Source organism: Mesorhizobium sp. M0195 (assembly GCF_040322115.1).
Classification (GTDB): domain Bacteria; phylum Pseudomonadota; class Alphaproteobacteria; order Rhizobiales; family Rhizobiaceae; genus Mesorhizobium.
Genome location: NZ_JAMYSV010000027.1, coordinates 25632 through 47768, shown reverse-complemented (window position 1 = coordinate 47768; position 22137 = coordinate 25632). Strand labels below are relative to the sequence as shown.

At 60.4% G+C, this 22137-nt stretch carries 17 protein-coding genes and 2 pseudogenes; 8 read left to right on the top strand and 11 right to left on the bottom strand.

Annotation, left to right across the window (positions count from 1 at the left end; all coding sequences use genetic code 11):
• Together NKJ12_RS28785 and NKJ12_RS28775 are read right to left on the bottom strand one after the other, a co-directional pair.
• A partial coding sequence (locus NKJ12_RS28785; protein ID WP_502905750.1) for an aldehyde dehydrogenase family protein occupies window positions 1-370 on the bottom strand: 370 nt, incomplete at its 3' end.
• 148 nt (window positions 371-518) lie between these two features.
• Window positions 519-1889 (bottom strand): aminotransferase, encoded by a 1371-nt coding sequence (locus tag NKJ12_RS28775; protein ID WP_352706766.1) that lies wholly within the window; start codon window positions 1887-1889, stop codon window positions 519-521.
• A 99-nt stretch (window positions 1890-1988) separates the two neighbouring features.
• Between NKJ12_RS28775 and NKJ12_RS28770 the strand changes: the two genes are divergently transcribed.
• The 4 genes from NKJ12_RS28770 to NKJ12_RS28755 all read left to right on the top strand — a co-directional run bounded on the left by NKJ12_RS28770 (window position 1989) and on the right by NKJ12_RS28755 (window position 5967).
• Complete coding sequence (locus tag NKJ12_RS28770) at window positions 1989-2870, top strand: transketolase (protein WP_352706764.1); 882 nt, start codon at window positions 1989-1991, stop codon at window positions 2868-2870.
• A complete protein-coding gene (locus NKJ12_RS28765) occupies window positions 2867-3844 on the top strand; it encodes a transketolase family protein (RefSeq protein WP_352706762.1) in 978 nt (325 codons plus the stop codon). The genes NKJ12_RS28770 and NKJ12_RS28765 overlap by 4 nt, the downstream gene beginning before the upstream one ends.
• A gap of 35 nt (window positions 3845-3879) precedes the next feature.
• Window positions 3880-5193 (top strand): aspartate aminotransferase family protein, encoded by a 1314-nt coding sequence (locus NKJ12_RS28760; RefSeq protein ID WP_352706759.1) that lies wholly within the window; start codon window positions 3880-3882, stop codon window positions 5191-5193.
• 90 nt (window positions 5194-5283) lie between these two features.
• Entirely contained in the window at window positions 5284-5967 is a 684-nt protein-coding gene (locus NKJ12_RS28755) for a GntR family transcriptional regulator (RefSeq protein WP_023685589.1), read from the top strand.
• Between the two features lie 44 nt (window positions 5968-6011).
• On the opposite strand, the gene NKJ12_RS28750 is transcribed toward NKJ12_RS28755, so the two are convergent.
• From NKJ12_RS28750 to NKJ12_RS28720, 7 genes and pseudogenes are all read right to left on the bottom strand, one after another.
• On the bottom strand, window positions 6012-7805 hold the full coding sequence (locus NKJ12_RS28750; protein WP_352706757.1) for a hydantoinase B/oxoprolinase family protein: 1794 nt from the start codon (window positions 7803-7805) through the stop codon (window positions 6012-6014).
• Between the two features lie 30 nt (window positions 7806-7835).
• Complete coding sequence (locus tag NKJ12_RS28745) at window positions 7836-9896, bottom strand: hydantoinase/oxoprolinase family protein (RefSeq protein WP_352706755.1); 2061 nt, start codon at window positions 9894-9896, stop codon at window positions 7836-7838.
• Between the two features lie 16 nt (window positions 9897-9912).
• Window positions 9913-10902: an ABC transporter permease gene (locus NKJ12_RS28740; RefSeq protein WP_352706753.1), complete on the bottom strand. Its 990-nt coding sequence runs from the start codon at window positions 10900-10902 to the stop codon at window positions 9913-9915.
• Entirely contained in the window at window positions 10895-11869 is a 975-nt protein-coding gene (locus NKJ12_RS28735) for an ABC transporter permease (protein ID WP_352706750.1), read from the bottom strand. The genes NKJ12_RS28740 and NKJ12_RS28735 overlap by 8 nt, the downstream gene beginning before the upstream one ends.
• Window positions 11866-13368 carry a sugar ABC transporter ATP-binding protein gene (locus tag NKJ12_RS28730; protein WP_352706747.1) on the bottom strand — a complete coding sequence of 501 codons (1503 nt, stop codon included), beginning with the start codon at window positions 13366-13368 and terminating at the stop codon, window positions 11866-11868. The genes NKJ12_RS28735 and NKJ12_RS28730 overlap by 4 nt, the downstream gene beginning before the upstream one ends.
• A 74-nt stretch (window positions 13369-13442) precedes the next feature.
• Window positions 13443-14513, bottom strand: coding sequence for a TMAO reductase system periplasmic protein TorT (gene torT / locus NKJ12_RS28725; RefSeq protein WP_352706745.1), 1071 nt, complete (start codon window positions 14511-14513; stop codon window positions 13443-13445).
• Between the two features lie 350 nt (window positions 14514-14863).
• Window positions 14864-15119 (bottom strand): annotated as a pseudogene (locus NKJ12_RS28720) (ISNCY family transposase); the annotation flags it as partial.
• Window positions 15120-15488: 369 nt separating this feature from the next.
• Here NKJ12_RS28720 and NKJ12_RS28715 point away from each other — a divergent pair.
• Window positions 15489-16274 carry an SDR family NAD(P)-dependent oxidoreductase gene (locus NKJ12_RS28715; RefSeq protein ID WP_352706743.1) on the top strand — a complete coding sequence of 262 codons (786 nt, stop codon included), beginning with the start codon at window positions 15489-15491 and terminating at the stop codon, window positions 16272-16274.
• On the opposite strand, the gene NKJ12_RS28710 is transcribed toward NKJ12_RS28715, so the two are convergent.
• On the bottom strand, window positions 16247-16924 hold the full coding sequence (locus tag NKJ12_RS28710) for a GntR family transcriptional regulator (RefSeq protein ID WP_352706740.1): 678 nt from the start codon (window positions 16922-16924) through the stop codon (window positions 16247-16249). The genes NKJ12_RS28715 and NKJ12_RS28710 overlap by 28 nt on opposite strands.
• Window positions 16925-17794: 870 nt before the next feature.
• Here NKJ12_RS28710 and hemA point away from each other — a divergent pair.
• The 3 genes and pseudogenes from hemA to NKJ12_RS28695 form a co-directional block, all read left to right on the top strand.
• Window positions 17795-19006, top strand: a complete 1212-nt coding sequence (gene hemA, locus NKJ12_RS28705) for a 5-aminolevulinate synthase (protein WP_352706738.1) — start codon at window positions 17795-17797, stop codon at window positions 19004-19006.
• A 658-nt stretch (window positions 19007-19664) separates the two neighbouring features.
• On the top strand, window positions 19665-20927 hold the full coding sequence (locus NKJ12_RS28700; protein ID WP_352706735.1) for an ATP-grasp domain-containing protein: 1263 nt from the start codon (window positions 19665-19667) through the stop codon (window positions 20925-20927).
• Window positions 20928-21029: 102 nt separating this feature from the next.
• Window positions 21030-21149, top strand: a pseudogene (locus NKJ12_RS28695) (monooxygenase); the annotation flags it as partial.
• A gap of 81 nt (window positions 21150-21230) precedes the next feature.
• Here the strand turns inward: NKJ12_RS28695 and NKJ12_RS28690 are convergent.
• Window positions 21231-22109, bottom strand: coding sequence for a LysR family transcriptional regulator (locus tag NKJ12_RS28690; RefSeq protein ID WP_352706771.1), 879 nt, complete (start codon window positions 22107-22109; stop codon window positions 21231-21233).
• Window positions 22110-22137 lie beyond the last annotated feature (28 nt).

The following is a 22137-nucleotide window of genomic DNA, read 5'->3' as shown; positions in this document are numbered from 1 at the left end:
GGCCCTCTTCGGCGAACCACAATATGTAGGACGCGGCCGAGCCGATCTCGCCCTTCGATTCGAACAGCGACTTGCCCTGCTCGATCGTCAGCAGTTCGGCCAGCACGTCCTGATTATCCATCATCGAGGCCGCCGACGCTGCCTTCAAGACGTGGCGCAAGACCACCGCGCTCGAACGCTCGAAGCTGTTGCGCAAGCTGCACGACGCGATGGCGCGGCGGGTCTCGGCCTTGCCCGACTTCGGCACCGTGCCGATCTTGAGGCCGGTAGCCGGATTGTTGACGTCGACTGTCTGGCCGCTGTCAGCCTGCACCCATTCGCCGTTGATGAGATTGGCCTGCCGCATGAAATGGCTGGTTTTCTGAAGCATGGTTTAGCCTCCAATATGCAATCAGGATCCTCTATGCTGCGGCTCGCGCCTTAGCGAAGCGCCCTTGTCGCGCGGTAGAACGACACGTCCAGACGGGCACGCGCCCTTGCGCGATGTCTCGCCGCCGTGCCCCGCGGGTTCATGCCAACTAGCCAGTCCACGGATGCTCCGCCGCGGTCTCATCAAGAGCTGCCCGAATGCCATCAACCATGGCATCAATCTCGGTGGGGGTGATCACATACGGCGGGCAGATCGCCAGCACGTCGCCCATGTTGCGGATCATGACGCCATGATCGCGGCACCGCCGCTCGACATCCGTGCCAATCCGGAGCTCCGGCGCGAAGGCGCGACGGGTGGCGCGATCCTCGACGATCTGGATCCCCGCGATAAAGCCGCGGCCGCGAACCTCGCCGACCAGCGAATGGTCGCCTAGCGCGGCGGCGAGCGCTGCATGCAGATAATCGCCGAGACGGCGCGCCTGGCTCACGAGATCGATCTCGCGGTAGATCCTGATCGCCTCGGCGGCGACAGCCGCTGTCACCGGATGGCCGGAATAGGTGAAACCGTGACCGAACACGCCGACCTTGTGGGCCTCGTCGGCGACGCATTGGTAGACCTTGTCGGAGATAATGACGCCGCCAATCGGCAGGTGACCGGATGAAAGCCCTTTGGCGACCGACAGCATGTCCGGTTCCATGCCAAATGTCTGGCTGCCGAACCAGTTTCCGGTGCGTGCGAAGCCGCAGACCACCTCGTCGGACAGCATGAGGATGTCGTATTTGCGCAGCACCGCCTGAACCTTTGGAAAATAATCCTCCGGTGGCACCAGCACGCCGCCGGCGCCCATTACCGGCTCGGCGATCATCGCGGCGATGGTCTCGGCCCCCTCCGCTAGAATCAGGGCTTCGAGTTCTTGGGCCAAGCGCGTGGCGTAGTCACGCTCCGCCTCGGCTGGCAGACCATCGAGATAGTGGAACGGCCTCGCCGCGAATATCACGGGAAGCGGCGGCAGGTTGAAGGACTTGTGCATGTGCGGCAAACCACTCAGCGCCGCGCCCATGATCGTACTGCCGTGGAAGGCGCCAAACCTGCTGATGATCTTCCGTTTCTCGGGACGCCCACGCGCGGCCTGGTAATACCAGGCGAGCTTAACCATCGTGTCATTGGCTTCCGAACCGGAGCCGACCAGAAAAACGCGCGCGTCGTCGAATGGCGCCAACGCGGCGAGCTGTTCGACGAGTTCGACGGTAGGCTCGTTCGAACGGTGGTTGAAGGTGTGGTAGACGGCCAGTTTGCGCATCTGGCGGTCAGCCGCGTCAGCCAGCCGGCTGTCGCTGAAGCCGAGCGAGGCACACCAGAGTCCGCCCATTCCCTCAATGTAGCGGTTGCCGGCGTCATCGATGATGGTCGAGCCCTCGCCGGCCATGATCATCAACGGACCATGATCCTCATGCAGGCGGGGATCCGTTTGGGAATGAAAGTGCCTGGCCATGTCCAGCACGCGCAATTCGTTCTTCATCAAAATTCTCCTTCGCGACCAGATGGGCGATTGCAAAAGCGATAAATATCTTATAACTTATAAGTTGTCGAGCAAAAATGATCCTGGGAGTCACGCTCTATGCCCAACCCACCAACCCCATCAGATATCGCCTTACGACCCGACGACGAGCAGATCGCCCTTTTGCGGGACAGGGCCGAATTCGTGCGGCTCGAGACGCTGCGCCTCATCCAAATAGCCAAGGTTGGCCACTACTCGTCGGTGTTCTCCTGCGCGGAGATATTCGCGACGCTCTACTACGATGCGATGCGGCTCAAGCGCGGCGAGCCGCAATGGCCGGACCGCGACCGCTTCCTTATGGGCAAGGGACACGCGGCGGTAGGCCTCTATCCACTGCTGGTCGACTGGGGTTTCTTCTCCAAGGACGTTCTCGATGGCTATACCCGGCTGGGCAATCCGCTTGGCGATCACCCTGACATGCGTAAGGTGCCCGGCGTCGACTTTAGCTCCGGGTCGATCGGCCATGCCTTGTCCGGCGGTCTCGGCATGGTGCTCGGCGCCCGTGCCGCAGACCGGCGCTTCGATGTTTATGTCCTGCTCGGCGACGGCGAGATGCAGGAGGGCCAGGTTTGGGAAGCGGCGCTGTCTGCCGCCCATCACAAGGCCGGCAATCTAATCGCCATTGTCGACCGCAACGGATACCAGCTCGACGGTCAGGTTGACGACATCATCGGTATAGAGCCGCTGACAGACAAATGGACGGCATTCGGCTGGCAGGTGCGCGAGGTCGACGGGCATGACGTCGTGGCGCTCGCGACGCTTCTGAGACAGCTGAAGGCCGAGACAAATCGAACTCGGCCCGTCTGCATCATTGCCAAGACCTCCAAAGGCAAGGGCGTTGGCTACATGGAAACCGAACCCGGCTGGCATCTGGGCTATCTCGCGCCGTCGGACGAGGCCTTGGCCGCCGAAGAGATCAAGCGTGGAGGCAAAGCGCAATGAACGGCCCGATCGATCCCAATTCCTGGCAATACCGCCAGATCAACGCACGCGCACCTGGCCTGAGCTACCTGGCCAACGCACTCATTGATCTGGTTGAAGAGGGTCATCCCATCTTGGTGGGCACGGCCGACCTGCAATATTCAAACGGGCTGGTTCGGTTCGCGCAACGCTTTCCGGAGCGCTTCACGCAATTCGGCATTTCCGAACAGAATATGGTTTCGGCTGCTGCCGGCATGGCCAGCACCGGCGCCATGCCGTTCGTCGCTACATTCGCTTCTTTCCTCGCGCTGCTGTGCTGCGAACAGATCAGAACCGACGTCGCCTATTCGGCCCTACCGGTGCGGCTGATCGGTCATCATGCCGGTATTTCACTCGGCTTCTACGGCACCTCCCACCATGCGACGGAAGACCTTGCCATCATGCGAAGCATTGCCGACCTCACGGTCGTCGCGCCGGCCGACGGCCCGCAACTGGCGGCGGCGGTCAAGGCGTCTGTCAATCATGCCCAGCCGATCTATTTCCGCATTGGCCGCGGCCAGGAACCAGTGGTCTATGACGACGGCGTGGACTTCCAATTCGGCAAGGCGATCGTTCACGGCGAAGGATCGGACCTGACCATCATCGCCTGCGGCTCGATGGTCCATCCCTCAAGGGAGGCTCACCGCAAGCTGCGCGCAGCCGGCAAATCCGTCGGGCTGATCGACATGCACACGATCAAGCCGCTGGATAGCAAGGCCGTGCTCTCGGCCGCGGCCCACTCCCGCTTCATCCTAACCATCGAGGAACACAATATCCTCGGCGGTCTGGGCGGCGCGGTAGCGGAAATTTTGGCGGAAGCGGGCAGCCCGGCACGGTTGATACGCCATGGCATCCGCGACGAATACAGCCTGATCGCGCCGCCAACGCATCTCTACAAGCACTACCGGCTGGACGCGGCGGGGATCGAGGCCACCGTCCGCGAGGCCCTCGGCTGAGCGGCGGACAACCATAGCCATGCACGGACATTACGATGACCGATCAGAATAACACCACCTCACTCATAGAGCGCGCCGGTGCGGTGATGCCGGGCGGATTGCTCAGCCCGAGCCGCAGGCTCGGCGCGCCGCATGTCTTTGCCCGGGCGCAGGGTGCGTTTCTCTACGACATCGATGGACACCAGTACACCGACTTCCATTGCGGCTTCGGCGCCAATGTGCTTGGCCACTGTCATCCGGCGGTGCGCGAACGCATCGCGGCGGTCTCCCAGGACATCGATCTTGTCGGAGCGGGAACGATGTGGCTGGAGATCGAGGTGGCGGAGGCGCTGGTCGACTGCATCCCGTGCGCGGATCTCGTCGCCTTCTGCAATTCGGGATCGGAGGCGACCTATCACGCCCTGCGCCTTGCCCGTGCCGCCACCGGTCGCAAGCGGATCATCAAGTTCCAAGGCGGATATCATGGCTGGCACGACTATGTCGCTATGAACGTACAGTCGCACGCGCAAGCCATCGGTAAGTACGACCCCATCAGCGCCGGCATCCTCGAAGACGCGGCCCGTCACACTGTCGTGCTGCCTTACAACGATGCCCAAGCCGTCGAGGATTATCTCAACGCCAATCCAGGCGAGGTGGCGGCGATCATCATCGAGCCAATCGCTCACAATATGGGGTCGGTGATCGCGACGGATGTTTTCCTGCGCGACCTACGTCGCCTGACCAGCGATCATGGCGTCGTGCTGATCTTCGACGAGGTCATCACCGGCTTTCGTCACGCGCTCGGCGGCTATCAGTCGATCGCCGACGTCACGCCTGATCTTGCGACCTTCGGCAAGGCGGCCTCGTCAGGCTATCCCGTCGGCCTGGTGGCCGGTCGTCGCGATCTCATGGAGCTCGTCGGCCGGACCGGGGAAGGCTCCGTATTCATGGGCGGTACTTTCAACGGCACACCGTCGACGCTCGCCGCCATGCAGGCGACGATCGAGGAGCTGTCGAAACCAGGCTTCTACGACCGCCTGTTTGCCCTCGGCGCTTTCATGCGGGCGGAGCTGGATGGCATTATCGATCGCCTCGGCCTGCCCGCGCAGAGCGCCGGGTTTGGCTCGGTCTGGCTGATCTATTTCCTCAGCGGTCCTTACCGCGACTACCAGGACTTGCTGCGCAACGACGATGTCTTCGATCTCGCATTCCGCAAGGAGATGGTGGCGAACCGGCTGATCGGTCAGCCGCTTCCGCTCAAGCGTCTCTATCTGTCAGGGAGCCATGACCGGGCGACGGTCGAGAACTCACTTGACGTCATCGAGACAATCCTGCGCAAGCTCCCCGCTGGGAAATCCGCCAGCTCTTAGCCATGTTTCGCAACCTGACTTATAGGATATAAGAGCGTCTCGTACCTATCCGTTGCCGATTCGGTGCGGCCAACATTGCAGCGGTGGACCATGAGCACGATGCAGCCAATCGAGCAAGGCAGTCTGTCGGCGAGAACTTATATCTCGCTGCGCGAAGCCCTGATCGCGGGCAATTTCCGGCCCGGCGAAAGACTGTTGATGCAGGATCTGGCGCAACGGCTGGGCACCAGCGTCACGCCTGTGCGCGAGGCCTGTTTCAGGCTCGTTAGCGAGCAGGCGCTGGAACTGCGGTCAGGGCGGTTCATCACCGTTCCAGAGCTGACCCGGTCGCGTTACTGGCAGGTCCGGCTCATTCGCATCGCGCTCGAGGGACTAGCGGCCGAACTCGCCGTCGAACATGTTTCGGAGGCCGACATTGAAAAACTTGTCGAGATCCATCGCGATTTCGTGGCCGGCGAAACGTCCGGCGATGCTGACCGCGCCCGTCGCGCCAATCGTGAATTCCACTTCGGCGTCTACCGCCTGTCCAAGATGGATATGCTGATCGCCCAGATCGAAAGCCTGTGGGTCTCGATGGGCCCTATTCTCAACGTGTATTATCTGCAGGCCGAGAACGATTACATCGGCGCGGAGGAGCACGAGACGCTGATCGAAGCGTTCCGGACCCGCAACAAGAAGGTGGCGCGTAAGGCGATCGAACGCGACATCGTGCGCGGTGGCATGAACCTGTTGCGGTATTTCGACGAGCAGGACGCGGCCGCCAAGCGGGCGTGATCGAAGCCGCCGGTCATTTGCCGGCGACCTCTCTTCGCGCTGGCTCAGGCCGCCCGAAGGCGCGCGGTGGCATCCTGGTCGACGACCCAGGCGCCCTGCTCGGCGTCCAGCACCAGGGCCACCTTGTAGGATTGGCGAGCCGCTTCGCTCGTCAGCCAACCGCGGTCAACGCTGGCCGCGACACGGCGGACATCGCGCTTGGTCGGGTCGCCGTACCCACCGCCGCCACACGCAACGAACTCGATGCGCTCGCCGGCGCGACACGCCTCCTCATGGAAGGCAGGCAATTCCACCAGCTCGCCGTCCGTGCCGCGCTTGGCGCTGCGACTGGCCTTGGCGTCACCGCCGCCGAGCACGCCGCGCGGCGGAAAGGTTGTGCCGTCGGCCGAGTAGACCAGTGTCATCTCGTGGTCGACGGGATAGAAGACACCGCCAACCGCGGGAGCGCCCTCGAACTCGCCAATGCCTTGCGTGTCCGCCACCACGCCGCGCGATTCAATGATGATGGGATACATGGATTCGTCCACCTCGACGGAATCCAGCGCAATCAGGCCGCCATTCGCCGGCCCGCAATATGTCAACCAGCCGTCATAGCCGTGACGCGCGCCGCCGCCGGCGTAGCCAATGAAGACCTGGTTGACGTAGGGCTGCCCATCCTTGAACGGATCCTTGCCTGAAATCACGCCGATCCCCGCTGGCAGGTGCGAGCCGCTCTCGGCCTGGCCATACGGTTCTCCCATGGTCGAGAACACGCAATTGCCGGCGATGATCAACCGGTCGTTGACATTGGTGGTCGCCACCGACGTGCCAACGGGGTAGCGAGGTTTGCCAACCACGCTTCCCTCCCGCATCAAGACTTTGATCCGGCTCTTGGCACCCTCGTTGTGCGGGATGCCGTCGTCGAGATTGTTGAATACGCCAATACGGCACGAGCCCGTGCAGGTGTTTTCCGAGAGGTTGAGCCCCCCCGGGACATTATCCATGTTGTCGCGCACATCGACCGTGATCTCGCCGGCTTCGGGGTCGACATCGATGGTGATCCTGACCGGGATGCCCTCCTCCGCCACGCCGGGGACAGGGTCATGGCGGACCTCGTAAGAGAACTTGCCCTTCGGCAATTTGGCGATCTCGGCCATTGCGCGCCGCGCACCGTAGTCGAACCAGTCCTCGACAAAAGCCACGAGTGGGTCGCGACCGTATTTTTCGAGCAGTTCCAGCAGACGGCGTCGACCGGTCCTGCAGGCGCCGATCTGGGCGCGCACGTCGCCGAGCCAGATGTCTGGAACTCGATTGCGCATCATGCCGATACGCAGGATGTCCTGCTTCTCCCTGTGCTGTTCGACCACACGCACGCAGGGGAAGTGGATTCCTTCCTCATAAACGTTTTTGGCGAATGGCAGATAGGTCGAAGGTGTCGGCGCGCCAGTATCGGCGTGATGGGAGAGCGCCACGGCCCAGAACAGCGGCTTGCCATCAAAGAAGATCGGCATCGCCATGATCAGGTCGGCATGATGGGTGCCGCCCGTGTACGGGCAGTTGTTGAGGAAGATGTCGCCGTCGGCGATATCGTCGAACAACTCCGTTATCGGACGCGTCGCCAGATCCATCGACATGACGTGGATCGGCAGCGCGTCCTCGGTAGAAACGAGGCGGTGATCATAGGTCAGGATCGCACAGCTCAGGTCGCGGGCGTTCTTGATTACCGCTGAGCGGCTGGCCCGCATCACGACCAGCGTCATTTCCCGCACGACGGCCTCGAACCGGCTTTTGAGAACCGACATCAGGAACGGATCGACGCGGCGCGTTGGCGTCTCCAGGCGAATGACAGGTGAATGCATTTTGCGGTGCCTTGTTCGGGAAGGGTTGAGTCAATCGACGGTCACGACGATGTTGCCTTGCGGGTCGACGCGCCCGCGATGCTTGTCCTTGAGGAAGGCGGTGAACGTCGTCGCCTCAACCAGGCAGGGGCCGTCAAGCGCCGCCCCCGCGCCCAACTGGTCCATGTCGTAGACGGGCAGAGAACTCGTCCGCCGGGTTTCGTGCAAATAAGCTGGCCGATGGGTCTTGGCGACCGGCGCTGTCGCCTGGTCGGCCAGCCTGAAGTCTTTCCAGGCATCCTGATTGGCCCGCTTGCCCACCGCGCGCAGCTTCCAGTTGGTGAATTCGACGACGTCGCGGTCGGATCTGATTGAATAAATGCGTTCGTGCATCTGATGGAACGCTTCGACGAGACCTGGCAGTTGCGCCGCGTCGAGACGCGCCTCATCGGCCTCGAAATGGACCTCGATTTCCCAGGACTGGTACTCGTAGCGACCAAGAAAGGAGAACTCGAAACGCCGGAGATCTGGCTCAACGCCGGCCTGTTCGAGGAATGCCTCGCCCGACACCTTCAACCGCGCCAGGATGTCGGAGACGCCCGCGGCGTCGAAGCGCCGGGTCGAGGTCAGAAAAACCGCGCTTTCCTCGCGCGTGATATCCGAGATCAACCCGCCGAACGCGCTCAGCCCGGCCATGAAGCGCGGGATCATGTAGCGTTTCAAGCCCAATATGTCGGCCATCTCGGCGATGTGGATGGCGGTCGCACCGCCGCCGCAGACGAAGAAACTGTCGCGTGGGTTTATGCCCTCGCGAATGGTGATTTCCTCGATGGCCCCGACCATGTTGTGGTTGCTGGTGGTCTGGATGGCGTAAGCCGCGTCGAGCAGCGGGATGCCGAGCTGCGTCGCGATGCTCGCAACCGCTTTCTCGGCCAGTTCGCGGCTGATCTTGATCCGGCCGCCGAGAAAATAATCCGGGTCAATGATGCCGAGCACGACATTGGCATCGGTGACCGTCGGCGCGGTGCCGCCCGCCCCGTAGCATGCCGGCCCCGGCCGCGCGCCAGCGCTCTGGGGACCGACTCGCAGCAGGCCGCCATCGTCGACCCAGGCAATCGACCCGCCGCCGGCGCCAACCGATCTCACATCGACCTTCGCAATACCTAATGAATCGTCGTGGATCATGCTGTCCGGGGTGACGATGATCTGGTGGTCACGCAAAGCCGAGACGTCGAAGGTGGTGCCGCCCATGTCGCCGACGATGACATTGGCCTCGTCGCTCAGCGCCAGTGCCGCCATCGGCGCCAGCGTCGGCCCCGACATGACGCTGTAGATTGGCCGCCGCAGCATCTCGGCGGGAGGCATCATTCCACCAACGCAGTTGGCCAGCAGCAGCTCGCCCTGGAAGCCCGCCTGCGAAAGTGCTTGCCGCAAGTCCTCGATATAGGTGCGCACGATCGGATTGATCGACGCGTCGATAGCGGCCGCGATGATGCGCTTGTACTCGCGCGACATCGGATTGACTTCATGGCTAAGCGTGACCGGGATCTCCGGCCATGCCTGCGCGATTATTTCGCGCACCGTTGTTTCATGCACGGGATTGACGACCGACCAAAGCAGACCGACCGCTATCGCTTGGACCCCATAACGCCGGAAGTCGGCTATCGCCGCCTCGACATCGGATCTCGACAAAGGCGCGAGCTCCCGCCCGCGCGCATCGACGCGGCCCCGTGCCGTCTTCGTCAAATGGCGCGGAACATAAGGCTCCGGATAGTCGAGCCGCCACTGGAAGGCGCCCTTGCGCGGCCCCTCGCGCAAGACGAGGATGTCCTGGTGTCCTTCGTTGAGGATCAATCCGACCTTGACGGTCTTGCGCTCGACCAGCGCGTTGGTCGAGACGGTCGAGCCGTGTACGATCAAGTCGATCTTGGTCATGAACGTCGCGGGATCGAGCCCGTATCCAGCGGCCGCGACGTGCAGCACGTTGATGAATCCCTTCTCGAATTCGCCGGGCGTGGTGGGCGATTTGAAGATCGAGATTTTCCCACCGGGCTCGGAAACCAGGCAATCGGTGAAGGTTCCACCGATATCGATGCAGACTTGATATGCCATTTAAGGTCCGAAGCTGTTAGCGTTTCTTGTGATCGCGGCCCAGTATCAGGCTGGCCAGAATGATGAGGCCTAAAAGAACCTGCTGCAGATAGCCGTCGACCTGCATGAGATTCATGGCGTTGGAAATGATCGTGATGAACAGGGCGCCGAGCAGAGCCGCCGTGACGCCTCCCTCTCCGCCGGTCAGCCGCACGCCACCGACCACCGCCGCCGCTATCGATTCCAGGGTCAGGTTGCCGCCGAGATTGGGCTCGCCCGAGCCGGTGCGCGCGGTGAGCAGCATGGCGCCAATCGCGGCCAGCAGCGAACAGACCACGTAGTCGATCGCAACGACGCGTCCGGTTCGAACGCCCGCCGCCGTCGCCGCGCGAGGATTGGCGCCGATGAGATACAGGCCGCGCCCGAACACGGTGAAGCGCAGGACCAGGAACAGCAGTGCGAAACACAGCGCGGCGAACAGGATGGGCACCGGAATGCCGATCAGCCGTCCCTCCGCCAAGGCGTCCGTAAAGGCTTCGGGAACGCCCGGCACGGGAAAGCCGCCGCTGACGGTTGACGCCAGTGCCATGACAATGTTGGCCATGCCAAGCGTCGTGACGAGTGGATTGATGCCGATACCGGCGATGAGGAAGCCGTTTAGCCCGCCGATCAGCAGCCCGACGCCAAGGCCAGCGGCGATTCCCCACAGGATGGGCATATCGCCGGTTCCGGTCATCACCATCGCCGATATGACGCTGACGAGCGAGACGGTAAAGCCAAGCGACAGGTCGAAGCCGCGCGTCAGCAGCACCATGGTCTGCGCCATGGCGAAGAGTGCGAGATAGCTGGTCTGGATCGCGATGTTCCAGAGATTGCCGCTTGAAACGATGCGCGGGTCGAGCAGACCGAGAACCAGCAGGGCCAGGAATACAAGCCCCGGCAGCTTGGCCTGCGCCGCGAACTGCCGGATGTCCGGGCGAGCGCGGTCAAGAACAACCGGAGCCGCCATGTCTGGACGATCAGACATTGACCCGCCTCCCCTGAACAATTCGGTCGAAAGCCAGTGCGCCGATGAGCACCGAGCCCAGAACCAGCGTCTGGAATTTGCTGTCGATCTGCGTAAGGTTCATCGCATTGGCGATGATCGCCAGGCACAGCGCCGCCATGGCGACGTTCTCGGCGCGGCCTGAGCCGCCGCGCAATGAAACGCCGCCGATCACCGCCGCTGCGATCGTCTCCAGTCCCAGCGTGCCGCCGATCGTGGACTGGCCAGAACCGATGCGAGCGGTGATCAGCACACCGGTGAGCGCGGCCAGAAGACCGGAGAGCACATAGGCGGTTATCAGCACACGGTGCGTGCGCACTCCCGACAGCCGAGCGGCGCCGACGTTGCCGCCGACGGCGTAGAAGTGGCGCCCGAGCGCGGTCCGACGCTGCAGAATGATGGCGATGGCGATCACCGCGATCGCCAGCAGCAAGACCGGCGGCAGGCCAAGCACCTGCCCTCGCCCAATGGCATCGACGAAGGCGTCGGAAACGCCATAGATCGGGATACCCTGTGTGTAATAGAGCGTAAGTCCCGCGACGATCGACAACGATGCCAATGTCACCATGAAAGGTGATAGGGAAAGCCGCGCCACCAGCGTGCCGTTTACCAGGCCAACACAGGCGCCGCTGGCCAAGGCCAGCGCTACCGGCACCAGCAGCTGGAGCCCATGCGCATCGGGCATCGCGGCCATCGCCGCGGCAGTGACCACGGACGCCAACGCCATGGTGGCGCCGACCGACAGATCAAAACCGCCCGTGGTCATGACGATCATCTGACCGATCGCCGGAACCGCCAAGAAGGAGAAATTGCGCAGGACGTTGAGGATGTTCAGGCGGTTCAGAAAACGCGGTTCGATGATCGCGGCCGCCGCCGCGACCGCGACCAGAAGCAGGATGACGATCCCGCCTGTTTCCACAAAACGTCGCCGCAGCGTGTCAGGGCTCATGCCGCCTCCGTGGCGCCGGTTTCGGCGTCGAAATAGTGGCGCAGCACAGTCGCCTCGGTGATGGCGTCGGCTTTGAGTTCGGCGACTATGCGCCCCTCACGCATGACGTAGACGCGGTTGGCCAGGTGAACGAGCTCTGGCAGTTCGGACGACGACAGCAGAATAGCCGCGCCATTCTCCACCAGGCTTTTCATAAGCCTGTAGACCTCGCTTTTGGCGCCGACGTCGATGCCGACCGTCGGTTCATCGAAGATATGGACCGAGACCGGGCGCATCAGACCGCGCGCCAGCACGAGTTTCTGCTGGTTTCCTCCCGAAAACGACGACGCCGCGCGTTCCGGCGCCATAGGTCGCAAACCCAGTGTCTTCAGCGGCCCGGCTATCGCCCGGCGCTCGCGCGATGACTTGAGCAGTCCGGCGTGGGACAGTCTCGGGTCGTCAAGCGCGGCCATGGTCACGTTCTCGCGGCCCGGACGGCCAAGCGCCAGTCCCTCGGCGCCGCGATCCGCCGGATAGTAACAGAGCCCGGCACGCAACATGCTGTGCGGCACTGGCGCTCTGACCACCTCGCCCTGGAGTTCGATCTCACCGCACGTCACACGCTCCAAGCCGAACACGGCTCGGCAAAGTTCGCTGCGGCCGCAGCCAACAAGGCCCGCCAGGCCGACGATTTCTCCAGCCCTGACCGTGATGGAGGCATCCGCTACGGTGCCGGAGACACCGATCCCCCTGGTCGCCAGCACGACATCGGAAGGGCGCTGGCTGATTGACGGATAAAGTCGTTCGACCGGCTGGCCGACCATCATCTCGATCAGGGTCGCGTCCGATGCCGCGGCGATGGGCACTGTGTCGATCTTACGCCCTCCTCGCAGCACCGTGACACGGTCCGCGAGCCGACGGATCTCCGCCATACGGTGCGACACATAGATGATGCCGACGCCGCGGGCTTTGAGGCCTGCGATGGCGGCGAACAGTTTTTCCGCTTCACCGTCGGTAAGCGACGCGGTCGGTTCGTCGAGGATGAGGATTTTGGCATCCGAAAGCATGCCCTTGGCAATCTCGACCATCTGCTTTTGCGCCCGGGTCAGCGTTTCGATCTTGCTGTCCAGCTCAACGTGAAAGCCAATGTCGCGGAAGCGTTCCTCGGCGCGGGCGCGCATCGCGCGCCGGTTCAGGAAAAGCCGCCCTTTCAACTCGCGTCCGAGAAACAGGTTCTCCTCGACCGTGAGGTCGGGGACGAGACTGAATTCCTGGAACACTGCCGCGACGCCGGCATCGCGGGATTTCTGTGGGGTCAGCGCGGAAGCGGTTTGGCCGTCGATACGGCACGAGCCTTCGGTCCAGCCGTAGGTTCCCGCTATCAGATTGATGAGCGTCGACTTGCCGGCGCCGTTTTCCCCGAGAAGGGCATGGACCTCACCGCTCAGCAGCGTGAAGTCGACGCGGTCAAGCGCCACCACACCCCCGAAACGCTTCGTCATACCCGTAAGTTCAAGCATCGCTGACACCACCGAACTCGAAGCAAGAAGGGCGGCAGGCCAAGGCCGAGGTCTACCGCCCATCGAAGATGCGACTATTGTACCGAAAATTCAGGCTTCCACCCATCGGGCGCGAAAATCTGCGTCGGGTCGATCTTGTCGACGTTGTCCTTGGTCACGATACCCGGCGCGACCAGCAGAACCTTCTCATAGTCCTTCTTTTCCAGGGCGCGCACCGCGAGGTCGACACTGATACGGCCCATCATGACCGGATACTCGGCGGCGAAGCCAAGCACCTTGCCTTCCTTGACCAGCTTCAGCATCGTCTGGTTCTCGTAGGACGACATGATCACGACATCGTCGCGGTCGGCGTCGGCGACGGCACTGACGGCCGCTTCCGCCGCCGCAGCCCCGCCCCAGATGACATTGAGATCCGGATAGGTCTGCAAGGCGTCCTCGACGATGCGCAGGCTTTGCGGAACCCCGGGCTCGCCATAGAGCTCGGCCACGAGCTTGATGTTGCCGGTCTTGGTGCTGTCGCGGAAGCCCGCCATATAGCTCTCCGCCCACCCCGATCCCTGCGGACCCGGCAGGCCGATCGCGGTCGTCTTTTTGTCGCCGAGATACTTCTTGAGGTACTCACCCTCCTGAAAACCCTTCTGGTAGGTATCGGGAGTGATGCGCGCGGTGATCGGGGTTTCCAGGATCGGATTGGCGACGGCGATCTGAACAAGACCCTTGGCGTCGCCCTCCTTCAGCTTGGCCGCCAGACCGGCTTCCGAGATGGCGGCGACGAGGACGCCCTGGGCGCCGGATGCGACGCAATCGTCATATTGCGACAGCTGCTTTGGCAGCGCGTCATAGCCGCCGGCCTGCAGCACCGTCACCTTGACACCCAGGCGCTTTGCTTCTTCGACGATACCGTAGTCGACCGAGACCCAGTAGCTGTCCTTGAGGTGCGGAAACAAAACGCACAGGTTCCAGGGCTTCTCGGCCTTTTCCAGCGGCACATAATCGAGTGCCTCGACTTTTTTCAGATCGCCGCCCTTGGCCGCGTTTATCTTGAAGGGCCACCAATCCTTGGCTTGGGCGGCGTTGGGCAGGACGGCCACGCTGGTGACGAAAGCCGCCGCGAGGATGGATTGGAAAGCGTGATTCTTGGTCATGTGATTCCCCATTTTCGTGTGTTCCCGGGTCCGGAGCCGGCGATTTCGCCGGCTCCGCGGTCTGCCTTGGGAGCAGAGAGACTTGCTGGTGGATCGTAGTCACCGATTAGGCGAGTGCGCCTTCAGGGCCATCCGCGCCGTCGTTCATTCACAGCGTCACCGTACTACTTATAAGTTATAAGTCAATAGCGTTTTTCATTAGCCGATGCTGCCGGGCCGGTGTCTTCAATCGCGGTATCGCCTCGACCGGCATCACGATCTAGTTGACGAAAGACGAGGCCGGAGACAGTAGCCATGCAACTGGCCGCGGCGACGTCCTCCGGGCTTCCTCACGACCGACCGGACGGGACGGAGGCTTCCAAATGGAACGCCGGTTCCTGATGCTTAGTCGGCGGTACTGCTTAAGCAGGGGCAGGGCAGCACAGCTTCCTCCGGCAAGCCCTCGCGGCGGTTCCCTTGAGATCGTGCCGGCGCAAGTCCCGTGTCACCAGGCTCGCCGCTCGCGATGCATGTCCAGCCATTGCGACATGGTTTTCCAACTCACAGGCGATCCCGTGTCCGGCGAACAGTTCGAAACACTGATTGGTCGGTGCGTTCTTGGCGCATTGTGCAGCACTGCAGGCATTATTGGCTTTGCGGGGGATGACGAGTCGGTCTATGCGACAGTATGGATGTCCCTATCGGAACAGCCGGTCCGCCTTATTGGTAGTCATACCGGCATATCGCTCCGCTTCTACGGAACATCCCATCACGCGAGGAATGACATGGCCATCGTGCGCAGTATCGCCAATCTAGCCGTTGTGTCGACGGCGCGGCGCTTGAGCCAGTCACCGGATGTAACCTGCGTTACAATTTGATCCACAGATCCAGGCGATGACCACGTTGTTCGTCATCATTTGATGGGGGCGGGGCATTGGCCCAAAAGCGAGCCGCGAGCAAACTGTGCGGTTGCCATACGTAATGGAGTGAATTGGAATGATCATCATAACAGGCGCGACGCACGGGATTGGACGGGCCTGCGTCGAGAAACTTGCGTCTGCCGGCTCCAGAGTGGTGGCGACCGGCCGAGATGCAGAAGCGGGCGCGGCGCTCGAACGCGCCAATCACGGCGTCACGTTCGTTGCCGGTGACGTCATCCGTGAAGACGATTGCCGCCGTGTCGTCGACCGTGCGCTTGAACTTGGCAACGGCCGGCTCGCGGGGCTCGTGAACAATGCCGGCATGTCAAAGCGCATTGCCTTCGCCACCGCCACCCAGGACGATTGGGATGAGGTCCTTGCGGTTAATGCACGCAGCGCCTTTTTCTTCATCCGTCATGCGCTGGAAGGCTTGCGGCTCGGGAGGGGTTCAGTCGTCAACATGGCCAGCATCGCCGGAAAGACGGGCGAAGAAGGGCTCGCCGCCTACTGCGCCTCGAAGGCCGCGGTCATCGGCCTGACGCAGGCGCTCGCGCTGGAGTTCGGCGAGGAGATCCGCTTCAATGCTGTCTGCCCCGGCCAGATCGAAACGCGCATGATGGGCAAGATCATAAGCGATGCACTACGCAAGAAGCAGCTCGAACTGCGGATCCCTGCCAACCGCTTCGGTGCCCCTGAAGAGATCGCGGATGTCGTCGCTTGGTTACTTTCGGATCAATCGACCTATGTCAACGGCACGGTGGTGACTGTAGACGGCGGGGAAACGGCCGGCCTGCGCACACCGCGCGTTGCGCAGGTCGATGGGAGGGCATCAGCTCAGTCGGGGCCGCGCTCGTCGAAATAGCGCAGAAAACTAGGCGAGCCTCGCTTGATGTCGTTCTCGATCGCCTCGCGGGCCTTCTTCCTGTTGCTGGCCCTCAAGGCCTCGATGAGATGGTCATGTTCTTCCGCGCCGGTATAACCGCGCGGAATTTCCCGATAGTAAACGTTAAGGATTGGACCCATCGAGGCCCACATGCTTTCGATTTGTCCGATTAGCATCGGCATATGCGATAGGCGGTAGACGCCGAAGTGGAAAGCGCGATTGGAGGATCGCGCTTCCTTGATATTGCCGGTCCTTTCGCTCTTTAGGAACGAGGCGCGGAAGGTCTCAAGCTGTTCGAGATCGGCGGGGGTAACATGGTCGGCAGCGTGTTCTGTCGCAAGCCCTTCAAGCGCCACTCGGATCAGCTTGATCTGAATGTAGCGGGCGCGGCTGAGGTCTGGCACCGTGACGAACCTGCCGGAGCGCAATTCGAGTGCCTGCTCGCTGACGAGCCGCAGACAAGCTTCGCGCACCGGCGTAATGCTGGTTCCGAGCTGCTCCGCAAGATCCTGCATGAGGAGACGATCGCCCGGCGCGAAATTGCCGATGATCAGGCCTTCCCGCACCTTGTTGTAAATCCGGGCGGACAGGCTGCCCATCTCATCGGGCTGCATCTTCATAGCGCCCATAGGAATTCTCCTCGTCTCTGTTGCAGCTCTACGGACAACGTCCAATAGACGCGTTTCACTAGGTGGCGATATTTAATAAGATATAACCAGCGAACTATATTTCCTGATTGAGTGGGAAACAAGTCTACGTGATGCTAATCGTTTGTTACAAATATATAACCTTTCGCAATTATCTATGAACGATTATTTCAGATATGAAACAAGTAAACCGTTCCTATTCTGACCCTGACAATGGAATGGGACAACAGAAGCAGGCGCGATCTCATCTGGGTGGCATGAGATTATGGGGGAGAGATGATGACACTGAAGGAGCCAGGGGAGCTTACGGTGTCAATTTCTATGTCTGCGCCTATGTCTGATGACAGAAGTTTCCATATTCTTGAAGGCGGCTCCGAACCGGCTGGGCCGACTATGACGTCGGCACCGTCGACATGAACCGGCAGACCGGCAAGTCCAAGAGCTGCATATGGCGTTGGCAGAGCGCTTCGCCGCCGGAGCCTTCAAGGGCTGCTGCGCGACAAGACGCGGCCCTCGCGTATTGCGGCTTTCGGGCCCGAAGCCCGCCGAGCGCGGTTCTGATAACGCCGTGAGAGGAATCGGACGACGGACCAGAATTATGAATTACATTGCGGCATCATGCAATTTTAGACATTTCGATAACAAATAAATTACATTCTCTTCACTTGAATTTCGGGGCTTGTTATTCAATTAATTAGGGCGGGCCGAAACCCCGGCAAGCTCAAGCGGGGTAGTCGAAATCCAAAGTTGCTGGTGCTTGTTGAGGGACGCAACGGGCGTTGGCGGCGTGCACGTGCACTGTGAAGCAGCACTCAGCGCGCCGAAAAACGGCTTCCCAACCAGGAGATAGATTTGGACTATGTGCAATATTTCGCCGAAAGAATCGAGCAACTCAAAGGCCGCGGCGACTATCGTGAATTTGCCGATCTGGAGCGTCAGTCTGGCAACTTCCCAAAGGCCTGGCTTAATAGGCCTGATGGCCGAAAAGAGATAACCATTTGGTGCACTAATGATTATCTCGGCATGGGGCAGCACCCAAAAGTGCTATTGGCAATGAAGCGCGCCATCGATGCCAACGGCGCAGGATCGGGAGGATCCCGCAACATTGGTGGCACCAACCATTATCATGTCTTGCTGGAGCGGGAGCTTGCAGATTTTCACAATAAGGAAGCAGGATTGATTTTTGTTTCCGGCTTCAGCTCAAACGATTCATCACTGAGTACATTAGCATCGTTGATGCCGAACACAGTTATATTTTCTGACGCGCACAACCATGCGTCGATTATCAGTGGATGCCGCAACAGCCGGGCGGAAAAGCGCGTCTTCCGGCATAACGATGTTGCGCATTTGCGGGAACTTCTGGGCAGTGTAAATCCTGCAAGACCCAAGATCGTTGTTTTTGAATCGATATATTCAATGGACGGTGACATTTCACCGATCAAAGATATCTGTGATATGGCGGACGAATTTGGCGCAATGACGTTCCTGGATGAAGTTCATGCATCGGGAATGTACGGTCCGAAAGGCGCCGGCATTGCTGCGGAACTTGGCATCATGAATCGTCCAACCATCATCGAAGGGACGCTGGGCAAAGCGTTCGGCTCGATGGGGGGTTATTTGACCGGACCGGCTTCCATTGTTGACAGCATACGAAGCTTCTCGACCGGTTTCATTTTCACCACGGCGCTTGCGCCGGCGGTGGCGGCTGGTGCGCTGGCTGCGCTCCGCCATCTTCGCGATTCAGATTCAGAGCGAATTGCTCTGCGCCGGCAAACGAACCTTTTAATCGGATTGCTGAAAGAGGCCGGCATCCCGGTCATGCCGACTGAAAGCCACATCATTCCGGTGCTTATTGGTGATCCATTCCGTTGCAAGGAAGCGTCCCGTCAGCTTTTAGATCACCATGGGATATACCTTCAGCCAATTCTGGCGCCGAGTGTTCCAGCGGGAACCGAGCGGTTCAGGGTGACGGTTACGCCCGCCCATAGCACGACTGATATTCGGAAGTTCGTCGATGCGCTCAGGCAGGTTCTGCTGCGGGACAATCTTGGCAAAGCTGCCTAAGGCAAAATGCTGGGAATGACCGGGCGGCGCAGCCTCAGACCTGATTGTGTCAGCCGGGCAGACCGCAAGGCTCGAGCCATTTTCAAGAATAAACCCGGGAGTGCACCCACCATGCTACGGCGATGCCGGCATCCATCCCGTCGAGGAGATGCAGGCTGTGGTAGGCCACTAAAGAGCTGATATCCGCTAGTACCTCTGCACTGAGGATTTGATGGGTTGGGTGGGTTGACGAGTGGGCAGGCTGTTGGTCGACAAGCAGTTCGATGCTGCGGGCGAGGCCCGGCTGCCTGCCGCTTCGTGGAAATGAGTGAGGTAGCGCTCAGCCAAGAGCCGCGCTCCGCGTGGCGCGCAAACTCACGGCAAGGAAGAGGCCTTTAGGCGCTTGCAGACTTTGATTGTAGGCAACGAGATCACACACCAATCACACCTAACCTCGCTTGAACGGCGCAAGCCTCCGACGTTCGTTGAGACGCTCTGTACGACACCGCGGTAATCAAAACGCTGCAACAGATCCTTCAAATCAATTTACAAGATCTTTAGGACCGCCAGTCGTTGGCAATGGTACGTTCACGCAAGTCTGAGGCCCGGTACGGCTAAGAAAAGTGCTACCGACTACCCTCGGACCGCCGCACAGCATGCAACATCGGGTTAACAGCAAATGGTAAGAAAAGCGCTCATCTTGGTTGAGGGTCATAGGGGTACTGGTCTGCTATACGTCCAAGCGGCTGAGTGTCTTGGTCTTCATCCAATTACTCTGACGGCTGATCCATCTCGGTACGACTATCTTGCGGCGGAAAACGTTGAGGCAATCCGTGTCGATACTGACAATCTCGATGCGTTGATCCGCGAATGTTCCCGGCTGCGTGCGACCCACGACATTGCTGGTATTACTGGCTTTGCGGGGGACCACGAGTCGGTCTATGCGACAGTTGGCAAGCTTTGCCGGCATTTCGATCTACCGGGACCGAACCCTGAATCGATTGAACGAAGCTGCGACAAATTCGATCAACGCCAGCTCCTCGCGCAGGCCGGCGTTCCAATACCTGCTTATCGGTTGGCAACGAATGCGGCAGAGGTAGAAAGCTCTGCTGCGGAGATCGGCCTGCCCGTGATTCTTAAGCCAGCAGTAGGCAGCGGCAGCATTGGTGTCCGATTGTGCCGCAGCGCCGAAGACGTAGCCGAACATACGAGATATCTGTTGGGCGGAAAGCACTTATGGCGGTCTACGCCGAAAATACTCGTCGAAGAATTCGCACAGGGCCCGTTCTATAGCATTAATATTATGGGAAATGAGGTCGTTGGGATTTGCGCCAATGACTTTGGTCCCCTCCCGCATTTCGTCATTCGTGAGGTGACCTATCCGGCCCTGCTGACTGAAGAGGAGCGTGAGCGCATCGCCGATGTTTCGCTGAGCTGTTTGCGAGCTCTCGGCCTTGGCTGGGGGCCAACGAACATTGAACTCCGGTGCACGAAACGCGGTCCAGTCGTCATTGAAGTCAATCCGCGTCTTAGTGGCGCGCCCGACCCTCAACTGGTCCAGTTGGCTTACGGTATCGATCTCGTCACCGAGCACATCAAGCTTGTCATTGGCGAGGAATGGAATCTGCGCAAAAAGCATTCGCACACTGCGGCCGCGCGGTTTCTGCTTCCTGATCAAGATGGCACCCTCGACTGGATCGGTGGCGACACTCAGGCAGCTGCTATACCAGGTGTCGCCGAGGTCAAATTGAATGTTGAACCCAAGACGCCGATCGTCAGGAAGGGCGATTTCCGAGACTGGATTGGACATGTCATTGCCACTTCACCCGGCCTTGCTGAAACCGAGGCCGCCCTTCAGCGCGCCGTCGACTTGATCGATTGGTCGATCACCCCTTTTCCGGCCGTTAGCGAACAGGCACAATCTGCATGCGGCGACAAATAAGAGGTGATCGAGAGCATGAGGTTTTGGGGCGTTCGGGCGGCTCACCGGTTCTGTTCGGTTCGTGATTGTCGTTCGGCTACCATCGCTTAGTGAAGTGCCACCATGTCAGAACGACCCTTGCCGACGCTGCCGATGTGGCGCGTCGATCACTTCGAGCCCTCGCCCGAGATGTTGGCGCTACGTGCCAACGGTCCGATCCACCGCGTGCGCTTCCCGGGCGGGCGTGCGGCTGGCGTTGTCGGTGGGCGCTCGCCCGAAATCAGGAGGCTGCACGATAGTTGGGGCAAACGATCCTGGCAGGATTCAACGCCCGAAAATCTCAGTCAAGTAGTCGATGAACACTCGTATCTTCTGCGGTGTATGGCGTCGTTGTGCATAAAAGGCGTAGATTGGTTGCTCCACGGGTTCGTAGTCTGGCAGCAGATGCACCAGACGGTTTTCCGCAATGTCCTCTGCAACCATAAAATCCCCTAGCAATGAATAGCCATATCCGGTCAGGCAAGCATTTTTCACTGCCCGCGCGGAGTTCATCGTAAAGTGTTGCAAAACGTCGAAATTGATGATTTCACCTAAATATCTAAACTGGTGTGTTCGCCCCCATTCTCCGCTGACTTGCGTGACCGATGGGTAGTTTCTGATTTCGTCGAGTGATTTGGGCATCCCAAACCTTCGGCAAAAGCCGGGAGAGGCGACAAATATTATTTTTTGCGTAAATATCTTCTGTGCGATCATAGTTGAATCGCTTAATGGACCGACTCGAATCGCAACATCGTAATGCTCCTCGATAAGATCAACCAAGCGGTTGCCGACATCAAGTGAGATGCCTAGCTGGGGAAATCTTCGCAAAAACTCCGGCAAGGCTGGTGCTAGGCATTCGTTGCCAAAAGCCGTAACGCACGACACCCGCAATTGCCCGCGCGGGGTGTCGTGGCGCTCCCGAACCACGCTCCGCATGTCATCAAGCTCCTCAAGTATGCCGGAACTTTTCTGCACAAACTCCAGCCCTGCATCGGTTAGATTGAGTTGGCGGGTTGTGCGGTTGAAGAGACGCACCCCTATATCGGCCTCCAGCTCAGCCATAATTCGACTCACTGACGGCGCGGAAAGCCTTAATTCCCGGCTTGCTGCGGTAAAACTTCCAAGGCGCGCAACTTCGACTGCGATGCGCATTGCCGCCACCATGTCCACCGAGCCACTCTTTCGCAATATA

Coding starts and splice junctions, on each gene's coding strand:
- NKJ12_RS28775 (WP_352706766.1), bottom strand. CDS start 1,889: ATGAAGAACGAATTGCGCGTGCTGGACATGGCCAGGCACTTTCATTCC.
- NKJ12_RS28770 (WP_352706764.1), top strand. CDS start 1,989: ATGCCCAACCCACCAACCCCATCAGATATCGCCTTACGACCCGACGAC.
- NKJ12_RS28765 (WP_352706762.1), top strand. CDS start 2,867: ATGAACGGCCCGATCGATCCCAATTCCTGGCAATACCGCCAGATCAAC.
- NKJ12_RS28760 (WP_352706759.1), top strand. CDS start 3,880: ATGACCGATCAGAATAACACCACCTCACTCATAGAGCGCGCCGGTGCG.
- NKJ12_RS28755 (WP_023685589.1), top strand. CDS start 5,284: ATGAGCACGATGCAGCCAATCGAGCAAGGCAGTCTGTCGGCGAGAACT.
- NKJ12_RS28750 (WP_352706757.1), bottom strand. CDS start 7,805: ATGCATTCACCTGTCATTCGCCTGGAGACGCCAACGCGCCGCGTCGAT.
- NKJ12_RS28745 (WP_352706755.1), bottom strand. CDS start 9,896: ATGGCATATCAAGTCTGCATCGATATCGGTGGAACCTTCACCGATTGC.
- NKJ12_RS28740 (WP_352706753.1), bottom strand. CDS start 10,902: ATGTCTGATCGTCCAGACATGGCGGCTCCGGTTGTTCTTGACCGCGCT.
- NKJ12_RS28735 (WP_352706750.1), bottom strand. CDS start 11,869: ATGAGCCCTGACACGCTGCGGCGACGTTTTGTGGAAACAGGCGGGATC.
- NKJ12_RS28730 (WP_352706747.1), bottom strand. CDS start 13,368: ATGCTTGAACTTACGGGTATGACGAAGCGTTTCGGGGGTGTGGTGGCG.
- torT (WP_352706745.1), bottom strand. CDS start 14,513: ATGACCAAGAATCACGCTTTCCAATCCATCCTCGCGGCGGCTTTCGTC.
- NKJ12_RS28715 (WP_352706743.1), top strand. CDS start 15,489: ATGATCATCATAACAGGCGCGACGCACGGGATTGGACGGGCCTGCGTC.
- NKJ12_RS28710 (WP_352706740.1), bottom strand. CDS start 16,924: ATGGGCGCTATGAAGATGCAGCCCGATGAGATGGGCAGCCTGTCCGCC.
- NKJ12_RS28700 (WP_352706735.1), top strand. CDS start 19,665: ATGGTAAGAAAAGCGCTCATCTTGGTTGAGGGTCATAGGGGTACTGGT.
- NKJ12_RS28690 (WP_352706771.1), bottom strand. CDS start 22,109: ATGGTGGCGGCAATGCGCATCGCAGTCGAAGTTGCGCGCCTTGGAAGT.